At 67.1% G+C, this 26,586-nt stretch carries 26 protein-coding genes; 21 read left to right on the top strand and 5 right to left on the bottom strand.

Translation table 11 applies throughout. The annotated features are described in order from the left end of the window. Positions 1 to 27: 27 nt before the first annotated feature. From NPJ82_RS13285 to NPJ82_RS13255, 7 genes are all read left to right on the top strand, one after another. Entirely contained in the window at positions 28 to 492 is a 465-nt protein-coding gene (locus NPJ82_RS13285; RefSeq protein ID WP_112381205.1) for an SUF system Fe-S cluster assembly regulator, read from the top strand. Next, entirely contained in the window at positions 492 to 1,955 is a 1,464-nt protein-coding gene (sufB, locus tag NPJ82_RS13280; RefSeq protein WP_342657646.1) for a Fe-S cluster assembly protein SufB, read from the top strand. Before NPJ82_RS13285 ends, sufB begins: the two co-directional genes overlap by 1 nt. Before the next feature lie 80 nt (positions 1,956 to 2,035). Next, positions 2,036 to 2,779 (top strand): Fe-S cluster assembly ATPase SufC, encoded by a 744-nt coding sequence (gene sufC, locus NPJ82_RS13275; RefSeq protein ID WP_267349310.1) that lies wholly within the window; start codon positions 2,036 to 2,038, stop codon positions 2,777 to 2,779. Next, on the top strand, positions 2,776 to 3,855 hold the full coding sequence (locus tag NPJ82_RS13270; RefSeq protein WP_342657645.1) for a SufD family Fe-S cluster assembly protein: 1,080 nt from the start codon (positions 2,776 to 2,778) through the stop codon (positions 3,853 to 3,855). Before sufC ends, NPJ82_RS13270 begins: the two co-directional genes overlap by 4 nt. A 2-nt stretch (positions 3,856 to 3,857) precedes the next feature. After that, a complete protein-coding gene (locus tag NPJ82_RS13265; RefSeq protein ID WP_342657644.1) occupies positions 3,858 to 5,081 on the top strand; it encodes a cysteine desulfurase in 1,224 nt (407 codons plus the stop codon). Then, entirely contained in the window at positions 5,078 to 5,539 is a 462-nt protein-coding gene (locus tag NPJ82_RS13260) for an SUF system Fe-S cluster assembly protein (RefSeq protein ID WP_342657643.1), read from the top strand. The genes NPJ82_RS13265 and NPJ82_RS13260 overlap by 4 nt, the downstream gene beginning before the upstream one ends. Before the next feature lie 42 nt (positions 5,540 to 5,581). Further along, on the top strand, positions 5,582 to 5,944 hold the full coding sequence (locus tag NPJ82_RS13255; protein WP_149681453.1) for an iron-sulfur cluster assembly accessory protein: 363 nt from the start codon (positions 5,582 to 5,584) through the stop codon (positions 5,942 to 5,944). On the opposite strand, the gene NPJ82_RS13250 is transcribed toward NPJ82_RS13255, so the two are convergent. Further along, positions 5,934 to 7,211 (bottom strand): hypothetical protein, encoded by a 1,278-nt coding sequence (locus NPJ82_RS13250; protein WP_342657642.1) that lies wholly within the window; start codon positions 7,209 to 7,211, stop codon positions 5,934 to 5,936. The two genes, NPJ82_RS13255 and NPJ82_RS13250, sit on opposite strands and share 11 nt — an antisense overlap. A 147-nt stretch (positions 7,212 to 7,358) precedes the next feature. Next, the gene (gene acnA, locus NPJ82_RS13245; protein WP_112381196.1) at positions 7,359 to 10,046 is read right to left on the bottom strand and encodes an aconitate hydratase AcnA; all 2,688 of its coding nucleotides are present in this window, start codon (positions 10,044 to 10,046) and stop codon (positions 7,359 to 7,361) included. A 213-nt stretch (positions 10,047 to 10,259) separates the two neighbouring features. Here acnA and NPJ82_RS13240 point away from each other — a divergent pair, with 213 nt between their 5' ends. The 7 genes from NPJ82_RS13240 to NPJ82_RS13210 all read left to right on the top strand — a co-directional run bounded on the left by NPJ82_RS13240 (position 10,260) and on the right by NPJ82_RS13210 (position 13,129). After that, positions 10,260 to 10,475, top strand: coding sequence for a hypothetical protein (locus tag NPJ82_RS13240; protein WP_112381195.1), 216 nt, complete (start codon positions 10,260 to 10,262; stop codon positions 10,473 to 10,475). Then, on the top strand, positions 10,472 to 10,666 hold the full coding sequence (locus NPJ82_RS13235; protein WP_342657641.1) for a hypothetical protein: 195 nt from the start codon (positions 10,472 to 10,474) through the stop codon (positions 10,664 to 10,666). The genes NPJ82_RS13240 and NPJ82_RS13235 overlap by 4 nt, the downstream gene beginning before the upstream one ends. 132 nt (positions 10,667 to 10,798) lie before the next feature. Continuing rightward, entirely contained in the window at positions 10,799 to 11,344 is a 546-nt protein-coding gene (locus tag NPJ82_RS13230; RefSeq protein ID WP_342657640.1) for a helix-turn-helix transcriptional regulator, read from the top strand. 44 nt (positions 11,345 to 11,388) lie between these two features. Further along, positions 11,389 to 11,748: a hypothetical protein gene (locus tag NPJ82_RS13225; protein WP_342657639.1), complete on the top strand. Its 360-nt coding sequence runs from the start codon at positions 11,389 to 11,391 to the stop codon at positions 11,746 to 11,748. Between the two features lie 47 nt (positions 11,749 to 11,795). Then, a complete protein-coding gene (locus NPJ82_RS13220; protein WP_112381191.1) occupies positions 11,796 to 12,251 on the top strand; it encodes a hypothetical protein in 456 nt (151 codons plus the stop codon). Further along, positions 12,248 to 12,691 carry a hypothetical protein gene (locus NPJ82_RS13215; RefSeq protein ID WP_342657638.1) on the top strand — a complete coding sequence of 148 codons (444 nt, stop codon included), beginning with the start codon at positions 12,248 to 12,250 and terminating at the stop codon, positions 12,689 to 12,691. Before NPJ82_RS13220 ends, NPJ82_RS13215 begins: the two co-directional genes overlap by 4 nt. Positions 12,692 to 12,754: 63 nt before the next feature. Further along, complete coding sequence (locus tag NPJ82_RS13210; protein WP_149680951.1) at positions 12,755 to 13,129, top strand: phasin family protein; 375 nt, start codon at positions 12,755 to 12,757, stop codon at positions 13,127 to 13,129. Between the two features lie 57 nt (positions 13,130 to 13,186). Here the strand turns inward: NPJ82_RS13210 and NPJ82_RS13205 are convergent, their stop codons facing one another. From NPJ82_RS13205 to NPJ82_RS13195, 3 genes are read right to left on the bottom strand one after another with little or no spacing between them, the layout of a single operon-like run. Continuing rightward, entirely contained in the window at positions 13,187 to 14,764 is a 1,578-nt protein-coding gene (locus NPJ82_RS13205) for an efflux transporter outer membrane subunit (protein WP_342657637.1), read from the bottom strand. Beyond that, entirely contained in the window at positions 14,764 to 17,967 is a 3,204-nt protein-coding gene (locus NPJ82_RS13200; protein ID WP_342657636.1) for an efflux RND transporter permease subunit, read from the bottom strand. Before NPJ82_RS13200 ends, NPJ82_RS13205 begins: the two co-directional genes overlap by 1 nt. A gap of 7 nt (positions 17,968 to 17,974) precedes the next feature. Next, entirely contained in the window at positions 17,975 to 19,198 is a 1,224-nt protein-coding gene (locus NPJ82_RS13195; RefSeq protein WP_211368629.1) for an efflux RND transporter periplasmic adaptor subunit, read from the bottom strand. Between the two features lie 189 nt (positions 19,199 to 19,387). Between NPJ82_RS13195 and rpiA the strand changes: the two genes are divergently transcribed. The 7 genes from rpiA (at position 19,388) to NPJ82_RS13160 (ending at position 26,521) form a co-directional block, all read left to right on the top strand. Further along, positions 19,388 to 20,056 carry a ribose-5-phosphate isomerase RpiA gene (rpiA, locus tag NPJ82_RS13190; protein ID WP_342657635.1) on the top strand — a complete coding sequence of 223 codons (669 nt, stop codon included), beginning with the start codon at positions 19,388 to 19,390 and terminating at the stop codon, positions 20,054 to 20,056. 73 nt (positions 20,057 to 20,129) lie between these two features. Next, entirely contained in the window at positions 20,130 to 22,220 is a 2,091-nt protein-coding gene (gene tkt / locus NPJ82_RS13185) for a transketolase (protein WP_342657634.1), read from the top strand. Continuing rightward, positions 22,220 to 23,344: a transaldolase gene (gene tal, locus NPJ82_RS13180; RefSeq protein WP_342657633.1), complete on the top strand. Its 1,125-nt coding sequence runs from the start codon at positions 22,220 to 22,222 to the stop codon at positions 23,342 to 23,344. The genes tkt and tal overlap by 1 nt, the downstream gene beginning before the upstream one ends. Positions 23,345 to 23,473: 129 nt before the next feature. Then, positions 23,474 to 24,457, top strand: a complete 984-nt coding sequence (gene gnd, locus NPJ82_RS13175; RefSeq protein ID WP_112381183.1) for a phosphogluconate dehydrogenase (NAD(+)-dependent, decarboxylating) — start codon at positions 23,474 to 23,476, stop codon at positions 24,455 to 24,457. Beyond that, a complete protein-coding gene (locus tag NPJ82_RS13170; protein ID WP_342657632.1) occupies positions 24,454 to 25,275 on the top strand; it encodes a Cof-type HAD-IIB family hydrolase in 822 nt (273 codons plus the stop codon). Before gnd ends, NPJ82_RS13170 begins: the two co-directional genes overlap by 4 nt. Beyond that, positions 25,272 to 26,018, top strand: coding sequence for an HAD-IIB family hydrolase (locus NPJ82_RS13165; protein ID WP_267349297.1), 747 nt, complete (start codon positions 25,272 to 25,274; stop codon positions 26,016 to 26,018). Before NPJ82_RS13170 ends, NPJ82_RS13165 begins: the two co-directional genes overlap by 4 nt. Next, positions 26,015 to 26,521: a biliverdin-producing heme oxygenase gene (locus NPJ82_RS13160; RefSeq protein WP_342657631.1), complete on the top strand. Its 507-nt coding sequence runs from the start codon at positions 26,015 to 26,017 to the stop codon at positions 26,519 to 26,521. The genes NPJ82_RS13165 and NPJ82_RS13160 overlap by 4 nt, the downstream gene beginning before the upstream one ends. Positions 26,522 to 26,586: the final 65 nt, after the last annotated feature.

Here is a 26,586-nt window from a genome sequence, read left to right as displayed (position 1 = left end):
CGGAACGAAACGGTCCGATTGGAATAGATGCGCCTCTCCAGCCTTGCCGACTATGCGGTCGTGATGATGTCGAGTGCCGCGCGCCTGGATGGCGGCGCGGTGCGGCTGACCGCGACCGTATTGGCAGGCGAAACGGGGGTGCCGCTGCCCACCGCGCAGAAGCTGGTCAGCCGGCTGTCGGCGGCGGGCCTGATCGAGAGCGCGCGTGGCACCGGCGGCGGCTTTCGGCTGGCGCGCGAGGCGGAGGCGATCAGTCTTGCCGATATCGTCGAGGCGGTCGAAGGGCCGATCGCGATGACGGCGTGCGTCGAGGCGGGCGCGCATGACTGCGCGATCGAGAAGGATTGCCGCATGAAGCCGCACTGGAACGCGGTGAACCATGCGGTCAGGGGCGCGCTGGCGGGTATCACGCTGGCGACGCTGGCAAGCGGGCCGGAGGCGGTTCGGCAGGATTCAGCAAGCGCGCATGATGGCGCGGGGGTGATGGCATAATGGCGACGAAGAATGCCGAGGCCCATGCGGCCGTATCGAAGAAGTATGAGTGGGGCTTTGCCACCGATATCGAGCAGGACTTCGCGCCCAAGGGGCTGAGCGAGGACACGGTTCGCTATATCTCCGCCAAGAAGGGCGAGCCCGAATGGATGCTCGACTGGCGGTTGAAGGCGTTCCGCCTGTGGCAGACGATGGAGGCGCCCGACTGGGCCAAGCTGAACGTGCCGCCGATCGATTATCAGGACGCGTATTACTACGCCGAGCCCAAGGCGAAGGCGACGATCGCCTCGCTTGACGAGCTTGATCCCGAGATCCGGCGGACCTATGAAAAGCTGGGCATTCCGATCGAGGAGCAGAAGGTGCTCGCCGGCGTCGAGGGGGCGCGCAAGGTGGCGGTGGACGCGGTGTTCGATTCGGTGTCGGTGGCGACGACGTTCCGGGCCGAGCTGGAAGCGGCAGGCGTCATCTTCCGTTCGATCTCCGAGGCGGTGCGCGAATATCCCGACCTGGTTCGCAAGTGGCTGGGCAAGGTGGTGCCGCAGCGCGACAACTATTTCGCGACGCTCAACTCGGCGGTCTTCTCCGACGGGACGTTCGTGTACGTGCCCGAGGGGGTGCGCTGTCCGATGGAATTGTCGACCTATTTCCGCATCAATGCGGAGAATACCGGGCAGTTCGAGCGCACGCTGATCGTGGCCGACAAGGGCGCCTATGTGTCCTACCTCGAGGGTTGCACCGCGCCGATGCGCGACGAGAACCAGCTGCACGCAGCCGTGGTCGAACTGGTCGCGCTGGACGATGCCGAGATCAAATATTCGACCGTCCAGAACTGGTATCCGGGCGACGAGAACGGCGTCGGCGGCATCTACAACTTCGTCACCAAGCGCGCGCTGTGCCAGGGGCGGAACAGCAAGGTAAGCTGGACGCAGGTCGAGACGGGATCGGCGATCACGTGGAAATACCCGTCCTGCGTGCTGGCGGGCGACGGATCGGTGGGCGAGTTCTACTCGGTCGCGGTCACCAATAATCGCCAGCAGGCCGATACCGGCACCAAGATGATCCATCTGGGCAAGAATACCCGCTCGACCATCGTGTCCAAGGGCATCTCGGCCGGGCGTTCGGACAATACCTATCGCGGGCTGGTGCGCGTGACGCCGACTGCGGAGAATGTCCGCAACTTCACCCAGTGCGACAGCCTGTTGCTGGGCGATCAGTGCGGGGCGCACACCGTGCCCTATATCGAGGTGAAGAACCCCAGCGCGCAGATCGAGCATGAGGCGACGACGTCGAAGATCAGCGAGGACCAGCTGTTCTACGCCATGTCGCGCGGGCTGGACCAGGAGGCCGCGGTCGCGCTGATCGTCAACGGCTTTGCGCGCGAGGTGTTGCAGCAACTACCGATGGAATTCGCGGTCGAGGCGCAGAAGCTGCTGGGGATTTCGCTGGAAGGCTCGGTCGGCTGATCCGCTGACGCGTATTCGCTCCCCGTGCTGTCGGGGAGGTTCAGAGATGAAGATGCCCCGCGGGGCCGTTGAGGAACACGATGCTCAAGATTGAAAACCTCCATGCCGAGATCGACGGCAAGCCGATCCTCAAGGGCCTGTCGCTGGAAGTGGGGGCGGGTGAGATCCATGCGATCATGGGGCCGAACGGGGCGGGCAAGTCGACGCTTGGCTATGTGCTGGGCGGGCGCCCGGGCTATGAGGTGACGGCGGGATCGGTGACGTTCGACGGGCAGGACCTGTTGGCGCTGGAGCCGCATGAGCGTGCCGCCGCGGGGATGTTCCTGGGTTTCCAGTATCCGGTCGAGATTCCGGGCGTGTCGAACGTGCAGTTCCTGCGCGAAAGCCTGAACGCGCAGCGCGGCAGCCGGGGCGAAAAGCCGCTGTCGGGTGCCGAGTTCTTGAAGCTGGCCCGCACGCAGGCCGACGGGCTGGGGCTGGACCAGGAGATGCTGAAGCGGCCGGTCAATGTCGGCTTTTCCGGCGGTGAGAAGAAGCGCAACGAGATGGTGCAGATGGGCATCATCGACCCCAAGTTCGCGATCCTGGACGAAACCGACAGCGGGCTGGACATCGATGCGCTGCGCATCGTGGGCGACGGCATCAACCGCATCATGCGCAAGGCCGACAAGGCGGTGCTGCTGATCACGCATTATCAGCGGCTGCTGGATTATGTGAACCCGGACAAGGTGCATGTGCTGGCCGATGGCCGCATCGTCCGGTCGGGCGGCGCGGAACTGGCGCTGGAACTGGAGCGCGAGGGTTACGCCGGGGTCGCCGCATGAGCGAAACGCTGGAACTTCCCTCGACGCGTGACGAAGCGTGGCGCTGGGCCGATCTCGCCGCGTTGAAGGCGGCGGCGGAGAGCGCGCGCGGACCTGCCGAGGACGGTGCGCGACACTTCCTGGACCTGCCCGGCGCACGGCTGCTGTTCGTGGACGGCGTGCTGGACGAGGGCGCGAGCGACCTGCACCGGGTGACGCTGGGCACCGTCGAGGCGGGGGATCATCCGCTCGGGCGCCATGCGCTGGGGCAGGGCTGGTCGCTGAGGCTGGACGAGGATGCGGTCGCCTGGCCGGTGCAGATCGTCCATGTCGCGACGGGTGCCGCCAATCACCTGCCCGCCGAAATCGTGCTGGGCCCGGATGCGGCGGCGCAGGTGGTGGAAACCTATGTCGGGCGGGGCTGGACCAACCGGCTGACGCGGGTGCGGCTGGGCGCTGCGGCGCGGCTGATGCATGCGGTGCGGCTGGTGCAGGACGCCGGGTTCGTATCGATGCGCACCGAGGCGGAATTGGGCGAGGGTGCGAGCATCGTTGCGACGCATTTGGGCGCGGGCGATGCCGGGTCGCGGATCGATGCCGGCATCGTGCTGGCGGGCGATGGCGGCTTTGCCGAGTTCGGCGGCGCGCTGCTGACCCGTGGCAGCCAGCGGCAGGAATGCGCCGTGCGGGTGCGCCATGCCGCCCCCAACGGCCAGTCGCACCAATTGTGGCGTGCGGTGGCGGCCGATACCAGCGCGGCCAGCCTGGCGGCGGCGGTCGAGGTGGCGCGGCATGCCCAGAAGACGGATGGCGAGCAATCGCTGCGCGGGCTGCTGCTCCAGCGAACGGCGACGGTGAACCTGAAGCCCGAACTGGAGATCTTTGCCGACGACGTGAAGTGCGCGCACGGCGCAACCGTGGGCGAGCTGGATGCGCGGGCGCTGTTCTACATGCAGAGCCGTGGCATTCCCAAGGCCCGCGCGCAGGCGCTGCTGACGCGCGCCTTCGTGGCGGATGCGCTGGAGCGGATCGGCAACGAGGCGGTGCGCGCGGCGTTCGAGGCGGATGCCGACGCCTGGCTGGAAGGGGCCCTGTGAGCATGGTGGACGCCGCCACCATCGCCCGCGAGCAGCCGCTCGATACGCTGGCCGATTTCCCGGCCATTCCATCCGGCTGGGCGTATCTGGATACCGCGGCGACCTCGCAAAAGCCGCAGGTCGTGGTGGATGCGATCACCCGCGCCTATGACACCACCTATGCGACCGTGCACCGGGGCGTGTACCAGCGTTCGGCGGACATGACGGTGGCGTATGAGGCGGCGCGGCGGCGGGTGGCGGCGTTCATCAACGCCGGTTCGGATGCCGAGATCGTCTTTACCCGCGGCGCGACCGAGGGGATCAACCTGGTCGCGCAGTGCTGGGCGGGCGTGCAGTTGAAGGCGGGCGACCGCATCATGCTGTCGATGCTGGAGCATCATTCCAACATCGTGCCATGGCAGATGGTCGCCGAGCGCGTCGGTGCGGCGATCGACGTGGTGCCGCTGACCGAGGATCACCGCATCGACCTGGACGCGATGGCGGCGATGCTGACCCCCCGGCACAAGCTGGTGGCGCTGGCGCATGTCTCCAACGTGCTGGGATCGGTGCTGGACGCGCGGCGTGCCACCGAACTGGCGCACGGCGTGGGCGCGAAGATCCTGATCGACGGGTGTCAGGCGGTGCCGCGGATCGCGGTCGACGTGAGCGAGATCGGGTGCGACTTCTACGTCTTTTCCGCGCACAAGCTGTACGGCCCGACCGGGATCGGCGTGTTGTGGGGCAAGCCCGAGCTGCTGGACGCGATGCCGCCCTATCAGGGTGGCGGGTCGATGATCGACCGGGTAAGCTTTGCGCAGACCACCTATGCGCCCGCGCCCGGCCGGTTCGAGGCGGGGACGCCGCACATCGTCGGTGCGCTGGGGCTGCATGCCGCGATCGACTATGTCGAGGGGCTGGGGCTTGAGCGTATCCATGCGCACGAGACCGCACTGGTGCGCGCGACGCGCGAAGCGCTTTCGGGCATCAACAGCGTGCGCGTGCTGGGGCCGGCGGATTCGGCGGGCATCGTCAGCTTCACCATCGAGGGGGTTCATCCCCACGATATCGGCACCATATTGGACGAGGGCCGGGTGGCGATCCGCGCGGGGCATCACTGCGCGCAGCCACTGATGGAGGCGATGGGCGTGCCCGCCACCGCGCGGGCGAGTTTCGGCGTGTATAACGGGCCGCAGGATGTCGACGCGCTGGTCGCCGGCATCGCGCGCGTCACGAGGATATTCGGATGAGCTACGAAGTCGAACAGGTGGACAGCGTGCCGCAGCCGGCCAAGGCGCGGGTGGGCGACGCACAGGAAGCGGATGCAGGCGGCGAGCGCCGGCGGGATTATCTCGACGGGTTCCTGACGCAGAAGCCGGTGGGCGATGCGCCGCACGAACCGGGCGGCGCGCTGTATGAAGCGGTGATCGACGCGCTGAAGGATATTTTCGACCCCGAGATTCCGGTCAACATCTATGACCTGGGTCTGATCTACGGCGTCGAGATCAGCGCGGACGGCCATGCCGTGGTGATGATGACGCTGACCACGCCGCATTGCCCGGTGGCCGAATCGATGCCGGGCGAGGTGGAATTGCGCGTGTCAGCCGTGCCGGGGATCGCGACCGCGGACGTGAACCTGATCTGGGATCCGCCATGGGACCCGCAGAAGATGTCCGACGATGCCAAGCTGGAACTCGGCATGCTGTGATGGGCGCTCCTCCCGCGCGGCGGGAGGAGAGGAGATGATATGATGACGGCCACTACCACCACCTTGCGTCCGCGGCCCGCGGCGTTGAACCTGACCCCGTCCGCGCTGGCGCGGATCGCGGACCTGATGGGGCGGGCGCCCGAGGGATCGGTCGGCGTGAAGCTGTCGACACCACGGCGCGGCTGCTCGGGTCTTGCCTATTCGGTGGATTATGTGAGCGAAGCCAAGCCGTTCGACGAGCGCATCGATACGCCCGGCGGCACGCTGTTCGTGGATGGCGGATCGATCCTGTACCTGATCGGATCGACGATGGATTGGGTGGAGGACGATTTTACCGCCGGCTTCGTCTTCCAGAACCCCAACGCCAAGGGCGCGTGCGGGTGCGGGGAGAGCTTCACGGTCTGATCGTGGTGCGCGGCAGTCGCGGGTGTCTGATGGTCCCCGCCCGCCACTGCGCGACTAGCCATGCCGCGGGCCAAGCCAGCACGGGATAGATCAGGAAGCTGTAGCGCGGCATCGGCTGGAACATGGCGAATTGCAGCGCCAGGGCGGCCACATAGAGGGCAACCGGCGCGAATGCACGCTGCCCGCGCCAAAGTCCGACGATCAATCCCGCCAGCCCCAACATCGACACGGTACAGGCGATCAGCGAACGCGCGGCGCGCATGCCCTGCCATCCCGTGAAGTAGAACTGCCACGGCTGCGGGGCGAGAAACTCGACGAGATGGCGGACATAGAGACGCGTCATCGCCCACGGGTGCCGCACCATCCACGTCAGCGTCACGCGTTGCAGAGCGAGCGCATAGGCCCGTTCGCCATAGGAGCGTACCGCCGCCTGTGCCCGGCGGCTGGCGGCGGGATGGACCGCAAACAAGCGCGCGTTGAAGCGGTCTTCCGGCGCCGTGGCGTCCAGCGCCTGGGGGTAGTTCGCCATGGCAAGTTCGACACCCAGATTGCTGCGCGACGGCAGCGCGACGCCGATGGCCGCTTCGTTGCGCACCGCCCAGGCCAGCGACATCGCCGAAAATGCCGCGAGGCCGATGGCGAGGACGATCATCGTCGAGCGGATCGCCAGATGCCGCCACGCGGTCCACCCCCAGGCGACCGCTACGGCAATCCCGACGGGTGGCGCGACAAAGGTCAGCAGCGCGCCGGTGAACGCGACCGCCAGCAGACCGACCATGGCGGGCGGGGCGCCCCGCTGCGCGATCATCATCCACCGGAGATGGCATGCGGCCAGCAACAGCGCCGTGCCGCCCTCCCAGTAGCGGAAATCGATCACCTCCTGCGGCACGAAGACAGGTAGCAGCAACAGGATCGCCGCACCGCCACGAAGCGCGATCCGCTCCAGGCCGGCATGAGCAAAGGCGGACAACAGCACGAGATAGGCGAGGAATACCTGCCCCACCGACCAGAGCGTGAGCACGGTGGCGGAGGCGAGGGTGGCGGTGCCCAGCCACCCCATCATCCATCCCGCGATGGCCGGATTCAGGGGCATCAGATGCGCGGTCGGGCCTTGGCCCGGAAAATAGGCATCGGCAAGCGTGCCGGTCTGCGCGAACGCGATCGCCACATCGCATGCCTCCGCCGCCGACAGCGCGACGAACGGCGCGCCGTGAACGATGGTCAGCCACAACAGGCGGAGCAACAGGCCAAAGGCGATCAGCGCCAATATCGCTCGGTCAAAATGTGGGTGTGCGGCCCTCATGCGGCGCCTTCTGCCACCGGGCCGCTAAGATCGGGTAAGCACCCACGAAAAAGGCCCGCCCTCCGTGTGTCGGAGGACGGGCCTTTTGCGGTTCGGCTGACGCCGCCGGGATTATGCGGCGAGCTTGCGCAGCACGTATTGGAGGATGCCGCCGTTCAGGAAATATTCCAGCTCGTTGACGGTATCGATCCGGCAGCGGGTCTGGAACGTCTCGGAGGTGCCGTCCGCACGGACCAGCATCACCTCGACCTCCTGGCGGGGACGCAGGCCGGCGACGTTCTGGATGGTGAACGTCTCGGTGCCGTCCAGCTTCAGCGTCTGGCGGGTCACGCCCTCGGCGAACTGGAGCGGCAGCACGCCCATGCCGACGAGGTTCGAGCGGTGGATGCGCTCGAAGCTCTCGGCGATGACCGCGCGCACGCCCAGCAGGTTGGTGCCCTTGGCCGCCCAGTCGCGCGACGAGCCGGTGCCATATTCCTTGCCCGCGACGACGACGAGCGGCGTGCCGTCCGCCTTGTGACGCATCGCCGCGTCGTAGATCGGCATGACCTCGCCGTCATACTGGGTCATGCCGCCCTCGACGCCCGGTACCATCTCGTTCTTGATACGGATGTTGGCGAAGGTGCCGCGGACCATGACATGGTCGTTGCCGCGGCGCGCGCCGTAGCTGTTGAAGTCCTTCTTCGAAACCTGGCGCTCCATCAGCCACTTGCCCGCCGGGCTGTCCGCCTTGATCGAGCCGGCCGGGCTGATGTGGTCGGTGGTGATCGAATCGCCCAGGATGGCCAGCGGCTTGGCCTCGATGATGTCGGTGGTCGGCTTCGGCGTCATCTCCATGCCCTCGAAATAGGGCGGGTTGGCGACATAGGTCGACGCGGCGGGCCAGCTATAGGTGTCCGAGCCGGTGACGTCGATCGCCGACCACCGGGCATCGCCGGCATAGACGTTGCCGTAGCGCGAACGGAACATCTCGTCGTCGATGTTCGCATCCATCAGGGTGCGGACTTCCTCGTTCGAGGGCCAGATGTCCTTGAGATAGACGTCCTGGCCGTCCTTGCCCTGGCCGATGGGCGTGTCGCGCATGTCCTGCGTGACGGTACCCTTCAGCGCATAGGCCACGACGAGCGGCGGCGAGGCGAGGAAGTTGGCGCGCACGTCGGGAGATACGCGGCCCTCGAAATTGCGGTTGCCCGACAGGACCGAGGCGGCGACCAGATCATGGTCGTTGATCGCGGTCGAGATCGGACCCGGCAGCGGCCCGGAATTGCCGATGCAGGTGGTGCAGCCATAGCCGACGAGATTGAAGCCGATCGCATCGAGGTCGGCGGTCAGGCCGGCCTTGTTAAGATAGTCGGTGACGACCTGCGAACCGGGGGCCAGCGAGGTCTTCACCCAAGGCTTCGGCTTCAGGCCGAGCGCGTTCGCCTTGCGCGCGACGAGGCCGGCGGCGACCAGCACCGACGGGTTCGAGGTGTTGGTGCAGCTGGTGATCGCGGCGATCACCACGTCGCCGTCGCCGATGTCATGGCCGCGCTCGGCCACGTCGACGCGCTCGGGGCGCTCCTTGTGATAGATCTTGAACAGGTCGCCGTTGAAGACCTCGTCCACCTTGGTCAGCGCGACCTTGTCCTGCGGGCGCTTCGGACCGGCGAGCGACGGCACGACCGTCGACATGTCCAGTTCCAGCGTGTCGGTGAACACGGGGTCCGCCGCATCGTCATGGCGCCAGAAGCCGTTGGCCTTCGCATAGGCCTCGACCAGCGCGATGTTCTCGTCCGAACGCGCGGTGAGGCGCATATAGTCGAGCGTCTTGTCGTCGACGGGGAAGAAGCCGCAGGTCGCGCCATATTCGGGCGCCATGTTGGCGATCGTCGCGCGGTCGGCGAGCGTCATCGACGACAGGCCCGGACCGTAGAACTCGACGAAGCGGCCGACCACGCCCTTGGCGCGCAGCATCTGGGTGATGGTCAGCACCAGGTCGGTGGCGGTAATGCCTTCCTGCAGCGCGCCGGTCAGCTTGAAGCCGACGACCTCGGGGATCAGCATCGACACCGGCTGGCCGAGCATCGCGGCCTCCGCCTCGATACCGCCGACGCCCCAGCCGAGCACGCCCAGGCCGTTGATCATCGTGGTGTGGCTGTCGGTGCCGACCAGCGTGTCCGGATAGGCGATCGCGGCGGTGCCGGTCGCGTTCTCGCCGGACTCGGTCGAGGACCAGATCGCCTGACCGATATATTCCAGGTTCACCTGGTGGCAGATGCCCGTGCCCGGCGGCACCACCGAGAAATTGTCGAGCGCCTTGGAGCCCCACTTCAGGAACTCGTAACGCTCCATGTTGCGCTGATATTCCAGGTCGACATTCTCTTCGAACGCCTGCGGCGTGCCGAACTCGTCCACCATCACCGAGTGGTCGATGACGAGGTGGACGGGGACCTGCGGATTGATCTTGGCCGGGTCGCCGCCCAGCTTGGTGATCGCATCGCGCATCGCGGCGAGGTCGACCACGCAGGGAACCCCGGTGAAGTCCTGCATCAGCACGCGGGCCGGGCGATACTGGATCTCGCGGTCCGACCGCTGCGTCTTCTGCCAGTCGACGATCGCCTGGATATCCTCGCGCGTGACAGTCTTGCCATCCTCGAAGCGCAGGAGGTTTTCCAGCAGCACCTTCATCGAGAAGGGCAGGCGGCTGATGTCGCCGAGCTGTTCGGCAGCCTTGGCAAGGCTGTAATAGTCATAGGTCTTGCCCGCGACGTCGAGCGTCGTGCGGGTCTTCAGGCTGTCCTGGCCGATGGCAGTCATGCGCGTCCCTTCAAGGTAAGCCGGCGGCTCGGGGGACGCGGCGGGAGAAGGCCGCGCAAGCGCGCCGGGCTATGAAACCGGTTGCCAGAGGCCCTTAGCAAGGGGTGGGGCCGGGGGGAAGGGCCGCGGGCGGGTAAGTGGAAGGAACCCGAAAAGGTGGGGAACAGGCCGCCCCCATCGGTGGTTGGACCGCGCACTACGGGAGCATCGACGATGAGCAAGCCTTCGGCCATGCCCATGCTGATTCTCTCCGGTCTGGCCGGTGCGCTGGCAAGCGTCACCGCAGGGGTGCTGATCGGCGAGTATACGGTATCGGGCACCAATCCTCTCAGCGTGTCGGCATGGCACGCGCCGGCACCACCGGGCGCGGGGCGCGTGTCGGGCGGCGATGCCGATCCGTTCGGTTCGGCAAGCCAGGTCGCATCGTGACGGCCTCCCGCAACCCGCAAACAGGGCCGGACCGGATCGTCGCCATCGGGCTGTTGACGCAGCGTGACCTCGACGTGCTGGGCTCGGGCTTTCGCCGGTCTTTCTCGGTCGAGGACGATCACGCCTTTGCCGATCTGCTGGAGGCGCTGGACGAGATCGAGGAGGTCTCCGTCACCCTGCCCCCCGGTTGAGCTCCGGCATCCGCCAATTCGCTCCGTTTCGGTGCAACCATGTTCGGCGGCGGGTGTGCGGGTTGGAAAAGACCCGTCCTTGCGGCTAGGGCGGGGCGAAGGCGGCCGGGACGGTGCGCCGGGATGGGGACCATGACACCCGAACGTTTCAACCTTCTGACCCGCCGGCATCGCGAATGCCTGCGCGGCGTCCGTGAACTGAAGGGCTCCAAGGAGATCGCGGCCGAGCTCGGCCTCGGCAAGTCTACCGTGGACGGATATCTGACGGAGGCGGTGCGCCTGCTCGGCGCGCGCAATCGCCGCGACGCTGCGCTGATGCTCGCCGAGCATGAAGCATCCGTCGACCAAGACATTGAAAATGAACAGAATGCATACCCCGATAAAGTCATGCCTGATTCTGCGCGGCTGGTCGCGCCGCCGGAAGTCATGCCAATCCCATCGGCACCGGATGGGAGTACGGTCGGCGGGGTGGTGTCGGCAGGCCATGCTTCGGCACTGCCCCGTTTGAATCTCCCGATCCGGCGGCGTGGACAGCATCGCAACGATATGGGGCTGGTCGAACGACTGCTCTGGATACCCACCATCGCGGTCGGGCTGGCCATCGGCTTCGGCATGCTGGCGACGGGCCTCGACGTGATGACGCGGGTGATCGACGCGGTGGCGAGCCATGCCCGGTAGCAACGGGTGGCGTACGGCGAGGCCGACGCAGGGGAGATGGCGCGATGAATAACGAGCATGCGGCGGCGGTCGACGTCACGCACCTTTTGTGGAAGCTGGAAGAGCAGCTGGACGCGGCCTTCGCGACCAGCGGCGAACTGGCGGCGGCCCTGCCACGCGCCCGGACGGCGGCGCGACTGCCCGCGATCGCCGGTCAGCAGGCGTTCGAACTGGTCAGTCAGGCGATGATGGCGATCGGTGCCGCACGCGGCCACACCGTGCAGGGCCACCGCGTCCTGGAAAAGGTCGGCCGGACGATCGGGTACGATGCCGATTACGGCGACACCCGCCCCAAGCCCGATTTCATGCCCGGCGCATCGGCGAAGATGGGGGCCGATACCGGCCACCTTCGCGTCGCGGCCTGACGCATGCGCGGCATGCCCCGATCGACCCATGGCCGGCGGGGCATGCCGTGATCCATATCTATGTCTTTCATGCCTTTCAGGCGCTGGTCTGCATCTATGCGCTGGTCGCTGGTGGCAAACCGGAACGCGCGGTGGCGGTGATGTTGCTGGTCGCATCCTTCGCCACGCTGGCGCTGCCGTTCGACGCGCGCAGCTTTCATGCGCTGGAGGTGGTTGGCCTGATCATCGATCTCGGCCTGATGGGGGGGCTGGTGGCGGTGGCGCTTGTCGCCAATCGCTTCTGGCCGCTTTGGCTGTCCGCCATTCACCTGCTCGCCATCGGTATCCACGGGGTGAAGGCGCTGGATGCCGACCTGATGCCGTGGATGTATGCCGGGGCGGGGGGCAAGCTGGCCTATCCGATGCTCATCATCCTGGCGGCCGGCGTCATGCGCCACCGCAACCGCATCGTTCAACAAGGCAGCGATCCCGACTGGTCCTGGCCCGTGGAGGCGCGACGATGACCCTGTGCCTGTACCGCTGGTCCGCCAAGGACCGCGACGAATTCGAACGGTTTACGGCGACCCTGACTGATCTCCAGACCCGGGTGCGGGCGGTATCCGGGCATGATACCGGGGTGCCGGTCCCGCGTGGACCCCGACGCCCGAGCCTGATGGAGCGTGCGCAGACGCTGCTCGACCACCGGCGGCACCGGGCCGCGATCGCCGGGGAACTGGCCGAGCTGTTCGCCGACCCGGCATGGGACCTGTTGCTCGCGCTCTACGTCGCGGGCGGGCGGGAAAAGGCTACGGCTCTGGCAGAGACGGCCGGGATCAGCGGATCGCTGGCGGGGCGCTGGATGACCGTGCTGGAAACGCGCGGCCTGACGCAGCCGGTCGGGGACGAACTGGCCCTGACCGATCGTGGCAAAAGCTTCCTCACGCGCTACCTCGATTCCCTTTAAACACCGCGCAACCCGTAGCGTCGCTGCGGGTTGATGCAGGATAATACGGGAGAGGAGCAGATTATGGCCGACACGAACGAAGCGGGAAACACCGGCGGCGCCGGCGCGATTGGTGGCGACATGGCATCGGGCATGCGCAACTTTTCGGACCAGATGAAAGGCGCGGGCGATGCGATGAAGGCATCGGGTCAGAAGATGGCCGAGGGCGGCTCCACCATCGGTCTGAAGATGCTCGACCAGGCCGAGTCGAATACGCGCGAAGCATTCGCCGCCATGCGCGCCGCCGCTGGTGCCAAGGACATCAGCGACGTGATGCGCATCCAGAGCGAATTCATGCGCGACCAGGGCAATCGCTCGATGGCGCAGGCGCGCGAGATTGGTGAACTGATCATGCAGTTCGGCCGCGATGCGGTAGGCTCGGCCCGCGGTCAGGGCTAAGCTTAGACGGCCTGCCGACGGGAATGTCGCCGGACCGGGATAAGCTTTCCGGTCCGGCTATCGACGTGTTCCGTCGGGGGCCACCTCCACCGGGCCGTTGCGGGTCGCCTCCAGCAGCGAGTCCCCGCCCAGCACCCGGTACAGCGTAACCCGGTTCGACGCCGCGACCAGCTGTGTCGTGATGACCGTCTGTTGCGCGGCATAGAAGGAGCGCTGTGCATCCAGCGTATTGAGGAACGGCGTGATGCCGCCGCGATAGCTGGCATCCGCCAGCCGCAGCGTGTCGGCCGCGGCCGCCAGGAAGCGCTGGTTTGCGGATAGCTGCTCGGCGATCGTCCCTTGCCGTGCGAGCGCGTCGCTGGTTTCACGGAATGCGATCTGGATGGCGCGCTCGTAATTGGCGAGCGCCGCGTCCCGCTGCGCCTCCGAATAGCGGACGCCGGCCACGCCCGCGCCGGCGCGGAAGATCGGATAGCTGACCGAGGGGGCGACCGAATAGTTGAAGCTGCCGCCCGAGAAGAGGGAGCCGAGCGCGGTGCTGGCAAAGCCGACGAGACCGGTGAGCGAGATACGGGGGAACAGGGCGGCGCGGGCGGCACCGACCTCGCCGTTCACTGCACGCAGCTCATATTCGGCCTGCACCACATCGGGGCGGCGCAGGAGGATGCCCGAATCCAGTCCGGCCGGCAGCGCGACGATCGCCGGTGCCGCCTCTTCGATCGAGGCCGGCAGCAAGGTCGGGTCGACGGGGGCGCCGACCAGCAGTTGCAGCGCGTTGATGTCCTGCGCAACCAGCGTGCGTTGCTGCGCCAGATCGGCGCGCGCGGTTTCCAGTATCTGTTCGGCCTGACGCAGATCGGTGCGCGGTGCGATCCCGCCGGACAGCCGTGCCTGGGTCAGGCGCACGCTCTGTTCGGCGACGCGGGCGGTGTCCTCGGCGATCTTGAGCAGGCTGCGATCCGCCCCGTAGGTCAGCCACGCGTAGCCGATCTCCCCGACCAGCGACAACCGTGTCGCGCGCGCCGCCGCTTCCGTCGCGAAATAACGGTCCAGCGCCGCACCGGTCAGCGCCCGGATCCGGCCGAACAGGTCCAGCTCGAACGCGGTCGCGCCCAGATCGACCGAGAAGGCGCTGCCACCCGATGAACTGGTGACGACGGTGCCGCCCGTCCCCGTACCGCCGCCGGTGCCCGGGGTGGCTCCCGTACCGGTGCCGGTTCCCGTGCCCGTACCCGTTCCCGCGCCTGTGCCCGCGCCTGTGCCGCCGCCGCTCGTGGCGGTGCTGCGGGCACCGCGCCCCCCGCCGGAGTAGGTGTAGCGGCCGCTGGCGTCGAGCTGGGGGAGGAGGTCGGCGCGCTGGATGCGGTATTGGGCGCGGGCGGCGGTGATGTTGGCGGCGGCGACACGCAGGTCGCGGTTGGTGGCGAGCGCCTGGGCGATGAGCTGTTGCAGACGAGTGTCGCGGAAGATGTCGCGGTAGGTGACGGCAGGCAGCGTCGCCTCCGACTGGCGCAGATAGGCATCGCCCACCGGCCACGACATCGGGACGGGCAGTTCCGGGCGCACATAGTTCGGCGTCATCGAACAGCCCGCCAGCGCGCCGGCCGCGAGGAGAAGGGAGAGCGTTTTCGTCATCAGGCCTGCTCCGCCTCCTTGCCGCGGTGGCCGGTCGGGCGGCCGCGAACCTTGGCCAGACCATCGCGCACCCCGCGCCGGACCAGCACGAAGAACAGCGGAATGTAGAAGATCGCCAGCACGGTGGCGGTCAGCATGCCGCCGATCACCGCGGTGCCGATCGCGATGCGGCTGTTCGCGCCCGCACCCGTCGAGATCGCCAGCGGCAGCACGCCGAAGATGAAGGCGAAGCTGGTCATCAGGATCGGCCGCAGACGGATGCGTGCCGCCTCCAGCGCCGCATCGATCACGCGCTTGCCCTGTTTTTCCGCCTGTTCGGCAAATTCGATCATCAGGATCGCGTTCTTGGCCGCCAGACCCATCGTGGTGAGCAGGCCGATCTGGAGATACACGTCGTTGGTCAGACCGCGCAGCGTGACGAAGGCGATGGCGCCGATCAGGCCTAGGGGGATGATGAGGAGGACGGCGATGGGGATCGACCAGCTTTCATAAAGCGCGGCAAGGCACAGGAAAACCACGAGAATCGACAGGCCGTACAGGATCGGCGCCTGACCCGCCGACAGGCGTTCCTGGTACGAAAGGCCCGCCCAGGCGACCGACGTGCCCGGAATCTGCGCGGCAAGCTCCGCGATCCGCTCCATCGCGTCGCCCGAGCTTTTGCCCGGGGCCGCCGAACCCTGAAATTCGAAGGACGGGATGCCATTGAAGCGCGACAGCGTGGTCGGCGCCTGGCCCCAGGCGATCGTCGAGAAGGACGAGAAGGGGGCCATCTGCCCTGCCGAGCCGCGGACGAACCACTGCTTCAGATCGTCGGGCTGCGACCGGAACGGCGCATCGCCCTGCACGAACACGCGCTTGACGCGGCCGCGGTCGATGAAGTCGTTGACATATTGGCCGCCCCAGGCGGTCGACAGGGTGGAATTGACGCTGGCCTGGGTCAGCCCCAGCGCCGCCAGCTTCTGCTGGTCAATATCGACGCGCAGCGTGGCGATGTCGGGCAGTTCGGTCAGACGCACCGAGGCAAGATCGGGATCGGCATTGGCGGCGGCGAGCAGCTTGTCGCGCGCCTCGGCGAACTTCTCCTGGCTCATGCCCGAGCTGTTCTGCAACTGCATGGTGAAGCCGTCCGACTGACCGAGGCCGCGGACCGCGGGCGGCACCAGTGCGAAGACCTGCGCATCGCGAAGCCCGCTAAAGGCCGCGGAGGCGCGGCCGACGACCGCATCCGCGCTGTTCTCCTTGCCCTTGCGTTCGCTCCAGTCGACGAAGTTGATGAAGCCCTGGCCGGTATTCTGGCCGCTGGTGCCGCCACCGCCGCCGCCGGCGACGGTGAAGAGCACGCGGACGTTCTTGCCCTCATGCTGGGCGAAATACTGCTCCACCTGACGCTGGATCTGGAGCGTGCGCCCCTGCGTCGCGCCGGCAGGCAGGCGGAACTGGACGATCGCGGAGCCCTGATCCTCGGTCGGCAGGAAGCCGGTGGGCAGGCGCAGGAACAGCACCGCGAGCAACGCCAGCGTGCCGGCATAGATCAGCAGGAACAGCCATTTGCGGTCGACCACATAGCGAACGGCGCCGGTATATTTGTCGACGCCCTTGTCGAAATTGGTGTTGAACCAGGTCTTGGCCCGCTCGAACCCATGCGCGACGCGGGGGAACTTGCGCTCCAGCCATTCGGCTTCCTCGCCCTCCTGCTTCTTGCGCTTGAGCAGGGTGGCGGTGAGCGCGGGCGAGAGGATGAGCGCGACCAGCACCGACAGGATCATCGCGGCGACGACGGTGACGGAGAATTGCCGGTAGATGACGCCGGTCGAGCCGCCGAAGAACGCCATTGGCAGGAACACCGCCGACAGGACAAGGGCGATGGCGATCAGGGCGACGGTGATCTCGTCCATCGACTTGATCGTCGCGTCGCGCGGGGACAGTTCGGGGTCCTCCTCCATCAAACGCTCGACATTCTCGACCACGACGATCGCGTCGTCGACGAGCAGGCCGATGGCGAGAACGAGGCCGAACAGGGTCAGCGTGTTGATCGAGAAGCCGGCGAGATAGAAGACGCCAAAGGTGCCGAGCAGCACGACGGGCACCGCGATCGTCGGGATGAGCGTCGCGCGCCAGCTTTGCAGAAAGACGAACATGACGATGACGACGAGGATGATCGCCTCGAACAAGGTCTTCACCACCTCGTCGATCGACAGCTTGATGAAGTCGGTGGTGTCGTTGGCGTAGGCGATCTTCAGGCCGGGCGGGAATCCCTTGGCGACGCGCGCGATCTCCGCCTTCACGGCTTCCGCGGTCTTCAGCGCGTCGGCGCCCGGCGCCATCAGCACCGCGATGCCGGCGCCCGGATGGCGGTTGATCCGGCTGACCGCGGCATAGCTTTCCGCGCCCAATTCGATCCGGGCGACGTCCGACAGGCGCACGGTGGCGCCGCTGACCAGCGTCTTCACGATGATGTTGCGGAACTGTTCGGGGGTCTGAAGGCGCGACTGGGCGGTGACGGTCGCGTTCAGCATCTGGGTGGTGGGCGAGGGCAGGCCGCCGACCTCGCCGGCCGCGACCTCGGCATTCTGGTTCTGGATGGCGGTGGTGATGTCGGACGGGATCAACTGGTAGCTGTTGAGCCGTTCGGGATTCAGCCAGATGCGCATCGCATATTGCGAGCCGAACACGTTGGTGTCGCCGACCCCCTGGACGCGCCCGAGCGGGTCCTGAAGATTGGACACCAGATAGTCTGACACGTCCTGGTTCGTCATCTTGTCGGTTTCGTCATAGACGCCGGCGATGAGCAGGAAGTCCGGGTTGGACTTGCGGACGGTCAGGCCCTGTTGCTGCACCTGTTGCGGCAGACGGGCGACCGCCTGCTGCACCTGGTTCTGCACCTGGACCTGCGCGATATCGGGGTCGGTGCCCTTTTCGAAGGTGGCGGTGATCGTCACCTGGCCGCGGCTGGACGAGGAGGACGAGAAGTAGAGCAGCCCGTCGATGCCGGTAAGCTGCTGTTCCAGCACCTGGGTGACCGAGTTCTGCAACGTCTGCGCCGAGGCGCCGGGGAAATTGGCGCGGATCGACACCTGTGGCGGGGCGACGTCGGGATATTGCGCAATCGGCAGGCCCATGATGCCGCCGATGCCACCCAGCATGACGAGGATGGCAAGAACCCAGGCGAAGATCGGGCGATCGATAAAGATACGGCTGATCATGGCCGGGTCAGCCCGCCTTCTGCTTGGACTGCATCTGCTTCATCTGTTCGGGCGATGGCGGGGCGACGCGCTGCGGCGACGCGGCGGCGACGGGCTTCACCGTCTGGCCGGCGCGCAGGTTGTTCAGCCCTTGCGTGATGATCCGCTCGTTGCCGTCGAGGCCGCCGGTGACGACCCAGGCGTCGCCCTGGGTACGGTCGGCACGAATGGTCTTTTGCGCGGCCTTGTTGTCCGGGCCGACGACGAACACGGTCGCATTCCCCTTGGGATCACGCGACACCGCCTGTTGCGGGACGAGATAGGCCCGGCGGTTGATCGCCTGCGCAAAGCGGGCGCGGACGAACATGCCGGGAAGCAGCAACCCTTGCGGATTGGGGAAGCGGGCGCGCAGCGTGACGGTGCCGGTCTGCTGATCCACCACATATTCGGCGAACTGCACGGTGCCGGCGGGGCCGTATTCGCTGCCGTCCTCCAGCTTCAGGTGAACCTGTGCGGAGGCGGGAACGATGCCGTCGCGCGTCAGGCTGCGGCGCAAGCCGAGCAGGTCGGCGGCGGATTGCTGGATGTCGACGAACATCGGATCGAGCCGCTGGATCTGCGCCAGCGGATCGGCCTGGTTGGCGGTGACGAGCGCGCCGACGGTGAACAGCGAACGGCCGATGCGGCCGGTGATCGGCGCGGGCACGGTGGTGAATTGCAGGTTGACGCGCGCGGTCTGCAGCGCGGCCTGGGTCTGGGCGACGCTGGCCTGCGCCTGGCGGCTGGCGGCGAGTGCGTTGGTGTAATCCTGCTTCGACACCGCCTCGATCTCGGCGAGCGGGCGGAAGCGTTCGGCCTGGATGCGCGTCGCCTCCGCATTCGCGCGGGCGCTCTGGAGGTTGGCGGCGGCCTCGTTGACGGCGGCGCTGTAGACGCGCGGGTCGATCTCGTAGAGCGGCTGGCCGCGCTGGACAAGTGCACCCTCGGTGAAGAAGCGGCGGCGGATCACGCCGGAGACCTGCGGGCGCACGTCCGAGCTTTCGAACGCAAAGGTCCGTGCGGCGAGTTCGACCACCATCGGGGCATCGGTGGGCTGGAGCGTGACAAAGCCGACCGTGGGCGTGCGCTGACCCGGACCCTTGCCCGCCGCCTTTTGCTCACCGCCGCCGCCACACGCGGCAAGCAGCAGGGCGAGGGTGAGGAGGGCGACACCGGCCGGCAGCCGGCGCCCGCGAATCGATGCTGTGTTCAAGTCGTTCTACCTGTGTCTCGTATCGCGCAGCCGTTTCTGCACGGCCGACGGCGCGGCGCGGGAAATGGGTTGTGCGATCTGACCTAATGGCGGCGAGCGGGACGGAAATGCAAGCCGGTGGACGCGTTATATGTGTCGCAATTTGTCGCAACGCCCGCTTTCCCGAAATACCCAAGGATCAACAGGATCATGACGATCGATACCGACAAGCGGGCCGCCGCCGCCGCCGCCGTGGAGATGGTGCGCGACGGGATGCTGGTGGGGCTGGGCACCGGCAGCACGGCGGCGCACCTGATCGCCCTTCTGGTCGATCGCCGGCCGGCGATCGAGGTGGTCGCCACGTCCGAGGCGAGCGCGCGCGCGGCGCGGGAGGGCGGGCTGGTGGTGCGCGATTTTGCGGGGATCAGCCGGGTCGACCTGACCATCGACGGAGCGGACGAGATCGATTCGATGCTGGTCGCGGTCAAGGGCGCGGGCGGGGCGATGCTGCGCGAGAAGGTGGTGGCCGCCGCGTCCGACCGGATGGTGGTGATCGCCGATGGCAGCAAGCGCGTGGACCGGGTGGGCGCGGCGAAACTGCCGGTGGAGGTTCTGCCCTTTGCCGAGCGCTTCGTGGCGCGCGCGCTCGCCGGGTTGTTCGAGCGGGTGGAAAAAAGGGAGGGGGTGGAGACGGATAACGGCAACGTCATCCTGGACGGCCATGGCTGGCGCGATGCCGATCCGCAGCGGATGGCGGCCGCGGTGGCGTCGATCCCCGGCGTGGTGGGGCACGGCCTGTTCCTGTCCGAGGTGGATGCGGCGATCATTGCCGAGGATGGTGTTGTTACGAGACTGGAACGGAGGGCACTTGGCCGTTAAGGCCGAAAACGTCTTGGCAACCAGATCGGATGCGCGGGCGTTCGGTCGCTGACGAGAATGAGGCCCCACTTTCATGACTGACGCAGCCACCACCGCTTCGAGCGCGGACTCGCACCTTCACGAGGACGGTTCGATCGAGCGCCTGACGATCGATACGATCCGCACCCTGTCGATGGATGCGGTGCAAAAGGCCAATTCGGGCCACCCCGGCACGCCGATGGCGCTGGCGCCGGTCGGGCACACGCTCTGGTCGCGCTATCTTCGCTTCGACCCGGCCCATGCCGACTGGCCGAACCGCGACCGCTTCGTGCTGTCGGTGGGGCATGCGTCGATGCTGCTCTACGCCCTGCTGCATCTCGCGGGGATCGAGGAGATCGACGCGGACGGCAACAAGACCGGCAACCCGGCGATCAGCCTGGATGACATCAAGCAGTTCCGGCAGCTCTCGTCGCGCACGCCGGGCCATCCCGAATATCGCCACACCACCGGGGTCGAGACGACCACGGGGCCGCTGGGCGCCGGTTGCGGCAATTCGGTGGGCATGGCGATCGCCGAGCGCTGGCTGGCCGCGCATTTCAACCGCGAGGGTTTCCCCGTCTTCGACCATGACGTGTACGTGGTGTGCGGCGACGGCGACATGATGGAGGGCGTCGCGTCCGAGGCGGCATCGACCGCCGGGCACCTGAAGCTGTCCAACCTGTGCTGGATCTACGACAGCAACCATATCTCGATCGAGGGCGGCACCGACCTCGCTTTTGACGAGGATGTGGGCAAGCGGTTCGAGGCCTATGGCTGGAACGTGCTGCACGTGGACGACGCCAACGACGTGGCCGCGCTGTGCAAGGCGCTGGATACGTTCAAGGCCACGCGGGACAAGCCGACCTTTATCGTGGTGCACTCGGTGATCGGCTATGGCAGCCCCAAGGCGGGCAGCGAGAAGGCGCATGGCGAGCCGCTGGGCGACGAGGCGATCCGCGCGACCAAAAAGGCCTATGGCTGGCCCGAGGATGCGCAGTTCCTGGTGCCGGACGGGGTGCGCGAGGCGTTCCAGGGCGCGATCGAGGCGCGCAGTAAGCCGCTGCGCGACGAATGGGTGGCGATGGTCGATCGCTATCGGCAAGCGCATCCGAAACTGGCGGCCGAGCTCGATGCGATGCTCAAGGACGAACTGCCCGAGGGCTGGGACGCCGACCTGCCGGTCTATGAGGCGGATGCCAAGGGCGTGGCGAGCCGCGAGTCCGGTGGCAAGGCGCTGAACGCGATCGCGGCCAAGGTGCCGTGGCTGGTCGGGGGATCGGCGGATCTGGCGCCGTCGACCAAGACGCTGATCAAGGATGGCGGATCGTTCCAGGCGGGCTCCTATGGCGACCGCAACATGCATTTCGGCGTGCGCGAGCATGGCATGGGCGCGATCGTGGATGGCATGGCGCTGTCGCACCTGCGCTCCTACGGCGCGACCTTCCTGGTGTTCGCCGACTATATGCGCGCACCGATCCGACTGGCGGCGATCATGGAGATCGGCGCGATCTTCGTCTTCACGCACGATTCGATCGGCGTGGGCGAGGACGGGCCGACGCACCAGCCGATCGAGCATCTCGCCACGCTGCGTGCCATTCCGGGGCTGGACACGATCCGGCCGGGCGACGCCAACGAGGTGTCGGAGGCGTGGCGCTGCGCGATGACCAACAGCAGCCGGCCGACGGTGCTGGTGCTGTCGCGCCAGCCGCTGCCGACGCTGGACCGGGGCAAATATGCGCCCGCGTCGGGCGTGGAGAAGGGTGCTTACGTGCTCGCCGATTGCGACGGCACGCCCGACGTGATCCTGATCGCGACCGGATCGGAACTGGCGCTGGTCACCGAGGCGTATGAAAAGCTGTGCGCCGACGGGGTGAAGGCGCGGGTCGTGTCGATGCCGAGCTGGTATCGCTACGAGATGCAGGACGCCGCCTACAAGGAGTCGGTGCTGCCGGGCCATGTCACGGCGCGTCTGGCGGTGGAGCAGGCCGGGTCGATCGGGTGGGACCGTTATGTCGGCCTGGCGGGCCGCACGATCACCATGTCGACGTTCGGGGCCTCCGCCCCCATATCCAAGCTGCAGGACAAATACGGCTTCACCGTGGACAATGTCGTCAAGGTGGCGCGCGAACTGCTGGAGACCAAGTGATGAGCACGCTCAAGGACATGAGCGCCGCGGGCTGCGCAGTGTGGCTCGATTTCGTGGATCGCAAGTTCCTGGAGGCGGGCGGGCTGGACGCGCTCGTCGCCGAGGACGGGCTGACCGGCGTGACGTCGAACCCGTCGATCTTCGAAAAGGCGATGGGCCACGGCGACGCCTATGACGGAACGCTGGCCGCGTTCGACAAGGAGAACCCCGGCGCGGCGACGATCGACCGTTACGAGCATCTGGCGATCCAGGACATCAAGGCGGCAGCCGAGACGCTGCGCCCCGTCTACGACCGGCTGGACGCCAGGGACGGCTATGTCAGCCTGGAGGTGTCGCCCTACATCGCCGACGATACCGACGCGACGATCGCCGAGGCCGAGAAGCTGTGGCATGCGGTCGACCGGCCGAACCTGATGATCAAGATCCCCGGCACGCCGGCGGGCGCGCCCGCGATCGCGGCAACGATCGCCAAGGGGATCAACGTCAACGTCACGCTGCTGTTCTCGCAAGGTTCCTATGCGCGGGTGGCGGAAGCCTATGCGATGGGACTGGAAGAGCGGGTGAAGAAGGGCGAGCCGATCGACCGGATCGCCAGCGTCGCCAGCTTCTTCGTCAGCCGCATCGATTCCTCGATCGACAAGGCGATCGACCAGCGCGTGAAGGACGGCGATCCGGAGGCCGAGGCGCTGAAGGCGATCCGCGGCAAGGTGGCGATCGCCAACGCAAAGCTCGCCTATCAATGGTATCTGGACTTCATCAAGTCCGACCGCTGGCAGGCGCTGGCCGCAAAGGGCGCGCAGCCGCAGCGGTTGCTCTGGGCATCGACGGGTACCAAGGACCCGGCCTATCCGGACACGCTGTATGTCGACACGCTGATCGGGCCGGACACGGTGAACACCATGCCGCCCAAGACGATGGACGCGTTCCGCGAGCGTGGCACGGTGGCGAACACGCTGACCGCCGATGTGGACGAGGCGCGCCACGTGCTGGCCGAAGCCGAGCGGCTGGGGCTGGACCTGAACGGCGTGACGGGTCGGCTGGTCGAGGAGGGCGTGGCGTCCTTCACCACCGCGTTCGACGATCTGCTGGGTGCAATCGCCAAGAAGCAGCCGGCCGAGGCGTAAAGCCGATCAGGGGGAGGGACCTTAAACCGGGTTGCGTTGTTCGCAGCCCCTCACCCTCCCCACGGCAGGGCCGTGGGGTCCTTCCCTTTCCGCCGGGTGGCGAGGGCAATATTGAGTAGGAGCGTTTGCATGAAAATCGGTCTGATCGGTCTTGGCCGGATGGGCGGCAACATCGCGCGGCGGTTGATGAAGGCCGGCCATGAGGTCGTCGCCTGGGATCGCGATGCGGCGGCGGTGGAGAAGCTGACCGCGGACGGCGCGCAGGGCGCCAGCGGTATCGCGGACATGGCGACCAAGCTGGACAGTCCCGCCATCTGGTGGGTGATGCTGCCCGCAGGCGGCCCGACCGAGGACACGATCCAGCAGATCTGCGCCGACGCGAAGGCGGGCGACATCGTGATCGATGGCGGCAACAGCTTCTACAAGGACGATATCCGCCGCGCCAAGGAGCTGCGGGAAAAGGGCATCGAATATGTCGATGTCGGCACGTCCGGCGGCGTATGGGGCCTGGATCGCGGCTATTGCATGATGATCGGCGGCAGCGAAGAGACGGTGCGCTATCTCGACCCGATCTTCGACACGCTGGCGCCGGGCACGGGCGACATCGTCCGCACGCCGGGCCGCGTCGCCGAAAAGGCCGACCCGCGTGCCGAAAAGGGCTATATCCACGCCGGACCCGCGGGTGCCGGGCATTTCGTGAAGATGATCCACAACGGCATCGAATACGGCCTGATGCAGGCCTATGCCGAGGGCTTCGACATTCTGAAGTCGAAGAATTCCGATAAGCTGCCGGAAGATGAACGCTTCGACCTGAACCTGACCGACATTGCCGAGGTGTGGCGGCGCGGCAGCGTGATCTCGTCCTGGCTGCTCGACCTGACCGCAAGTGCGCTGGCCAAGGACGAGATGCTGGAACAATTCTCCGGCCATGTCGCGGATTCGGGTGAGGGCCAGTGGACGATCGATGCGGCGATGGAGGAAAAGGTGCCGGCCAATGTGCTGACCGCCTCGCTGTTCGCGCGCTATCGTAGCCGCGTGGAGCATACGTTCGGCGACCAGGTGCTGTCGGCCATGCGCTTCGGCTTTGGCGGCCATACCGAAATCCCGCAATGACGACGCCGATCCGGCTCGTCGTCTCCGATGTCGACGGCACGCTGGTCGATCCCAACAAGACGCTGCGCCCCGCCACAATCGCGGCGGTGCGGCGGCTGGAGGCGGCGGGCGTCGGCTTCACGATCATCAGTGCGCGACCCCGGTCGGGGTTGATGGCGCTGGTCGAGACGCTGGGGGTCGATGCCCCGGTTGGCGCGTTCAATGGCGGGACGGTGTTTCGCCGGGACGGGACGATCGAGGCGCGCTTTCGCGTGCCCGAACCTGTGGTGCGCGGTGCCCTGGAAGCAGCCCGCGACGTGGCCGTCGATATCTGGGTGTTCGCCGCCGATCGCTGGTATGCCAGCAATCCGGAGGGCGAACATGTCGATCATGAGCGCATCGCCTCCGCCCAGGAGCCGGTGATCACGCGGGATTTCGATGCGCTGGCAGGCGAGGTCGACAAGATCACCTTTGTCAGCGACGACCCGCCCGTGCTGCGTGCGCTGCATGAGCGGATCGCGGGCATGCACGGCGACGATGCCACCATCGCGCAGTCGCAGACCTATTATCTCGACATCACCGCACTGGAAGCAAATAAGGGCGAGGGTGTCGCGTCGCTCGCCAAGGCCTTCGACGTGGGCCTGGCGGAGGTCGCCGCGATCGGGGACCAGGCGAACGACCTGCCGATGCTGCTGCGCGCCGGCCTGCCCATCGTGATGGGAAATGCGCCCAGTGCCGTAAAGGCACAGGTGGCGACACATACCCGTTCCAACGCCGAAGACGGCGTGGCACACGCCATTGATACCATTATCTTTCCCCGTACCGGAGTTCGTACATGAAGCAGCTCGTCGCCTTCGACCTCGATGGCACCCTGGCCGAAAGCAAGCAGCCGCTGGGCGATCCGATGGGCGAGGCACTGGCCGATCTGCTGGACGTTGCGCATGTCGCGGTAATCTCCGGCGGGGACTGGCCGCAGTTCGACAAGCAGGTGGCGAGCCGCCTGCCCGAGCGCGCCGACCGGTCGAAGCTGTGGCTGATGCCGACGACGGGCACCAAGCTGTTCACCTGGCAGGACGGGCAGTGGACCACGGTCTATGCCGAGCTGTTCGACGATGCGACCAAGGCCAAGATCCTGGAGGCGTTCGATGCCTCGCTGGAGGCGACCGGCTTCGTGCCCGAGCAGACCTGGGGCGAGCGGATCGAGGATCGCGGCAGCCAGATCACCTTTTCCGCGCTGGGCCAGCAGGCGCCGGTCAAGGAAAAGGAGCATTGGGACCCCAAGTTCGAGAAGCGCAAGGTGATCCAGGCCGACCTGAAGAAGCGCCTGCCGGGCCTGTCGATCAACATGGGCGGCGCGACCTCGATCGACATCACGCAGGAAGGTGTCGACAAGGCGTACGGCCTGAAGCGCCTGCGTGACGAGAGCGGCATCGCGCTGGATGCGATGATGTTCATCGGCGATGCGATCTTCCCCGGCGGCAACGATTATCCTGCCAAGGAGCTGGGTCTGGACACGGTGCGGGTGCGCGATCCGGAGGAAACGCTGGCGGTGATCGCCGGGATCGTCGCCTGCCTGAAGTGAGCGCGGCGCTGGCATTGCGCGAACGGACCGCCGCCGCGCATGCGGCGGTGGACGCGGCCTTTGCAGGCTATGACCTGGCGGATGCCGGGGGCTATCGGGCCTTCCTGATCGCGCATGCGCGGGCTTTGCCGGCGGTGGAGGCGTGGCTTTCGGGCCGCGCGGGGATGCCCGACTGGCGGCCGCGTGCGGGGGCGCTGGCGGAGGATCTGGCGGCGCTTGGCGTCGAAATGCCCGCACCCTTGCCGTTCGCGTTGCCCGATGACGATGCGGCGGCCTGGGGCGCGCTGTACGTGGTCGAGGGATCCCGGCTGGGCGGGGCCATGCTGGCGCGCGACGTCGGGGCGGGATTGCCGCGGGCGTATCTCTCCGCGGTGTTCGCGCCGGGCGAGTGGCGTTCCTTACGCGCGGCGCTGGATGCGGCGCTGGTGGACGAGGGCGCGCTGGACCGGGCCGTTGGTGCGGCGGAGGCGACGTTCGGGTTGTACCAACAGGCTTTGTTGTAGCTCTCTCCCCGTCGGGGAGAGGAAAGGGGCCCGCGGCGTGAGCCGTGGGGAGGATGAGGGGTAGA

This window comes from Sphingomonas sp. NY01, assembly GCF_038809135.1.
In the GTDB taxonomy this organism is placed as follows: Bacteria; Pseudomonadota; Alphaproteobacteria; order Sphingomonadales; family Sphingomonadaceae; genus Sphingomonas; species Sphingomonas carotinifaciens.
The sequence above is the reverse complement of the archived record's forward strand: the minus strand, read 5'-3'. Positions and strand labels throughout refer to the sequence as shown.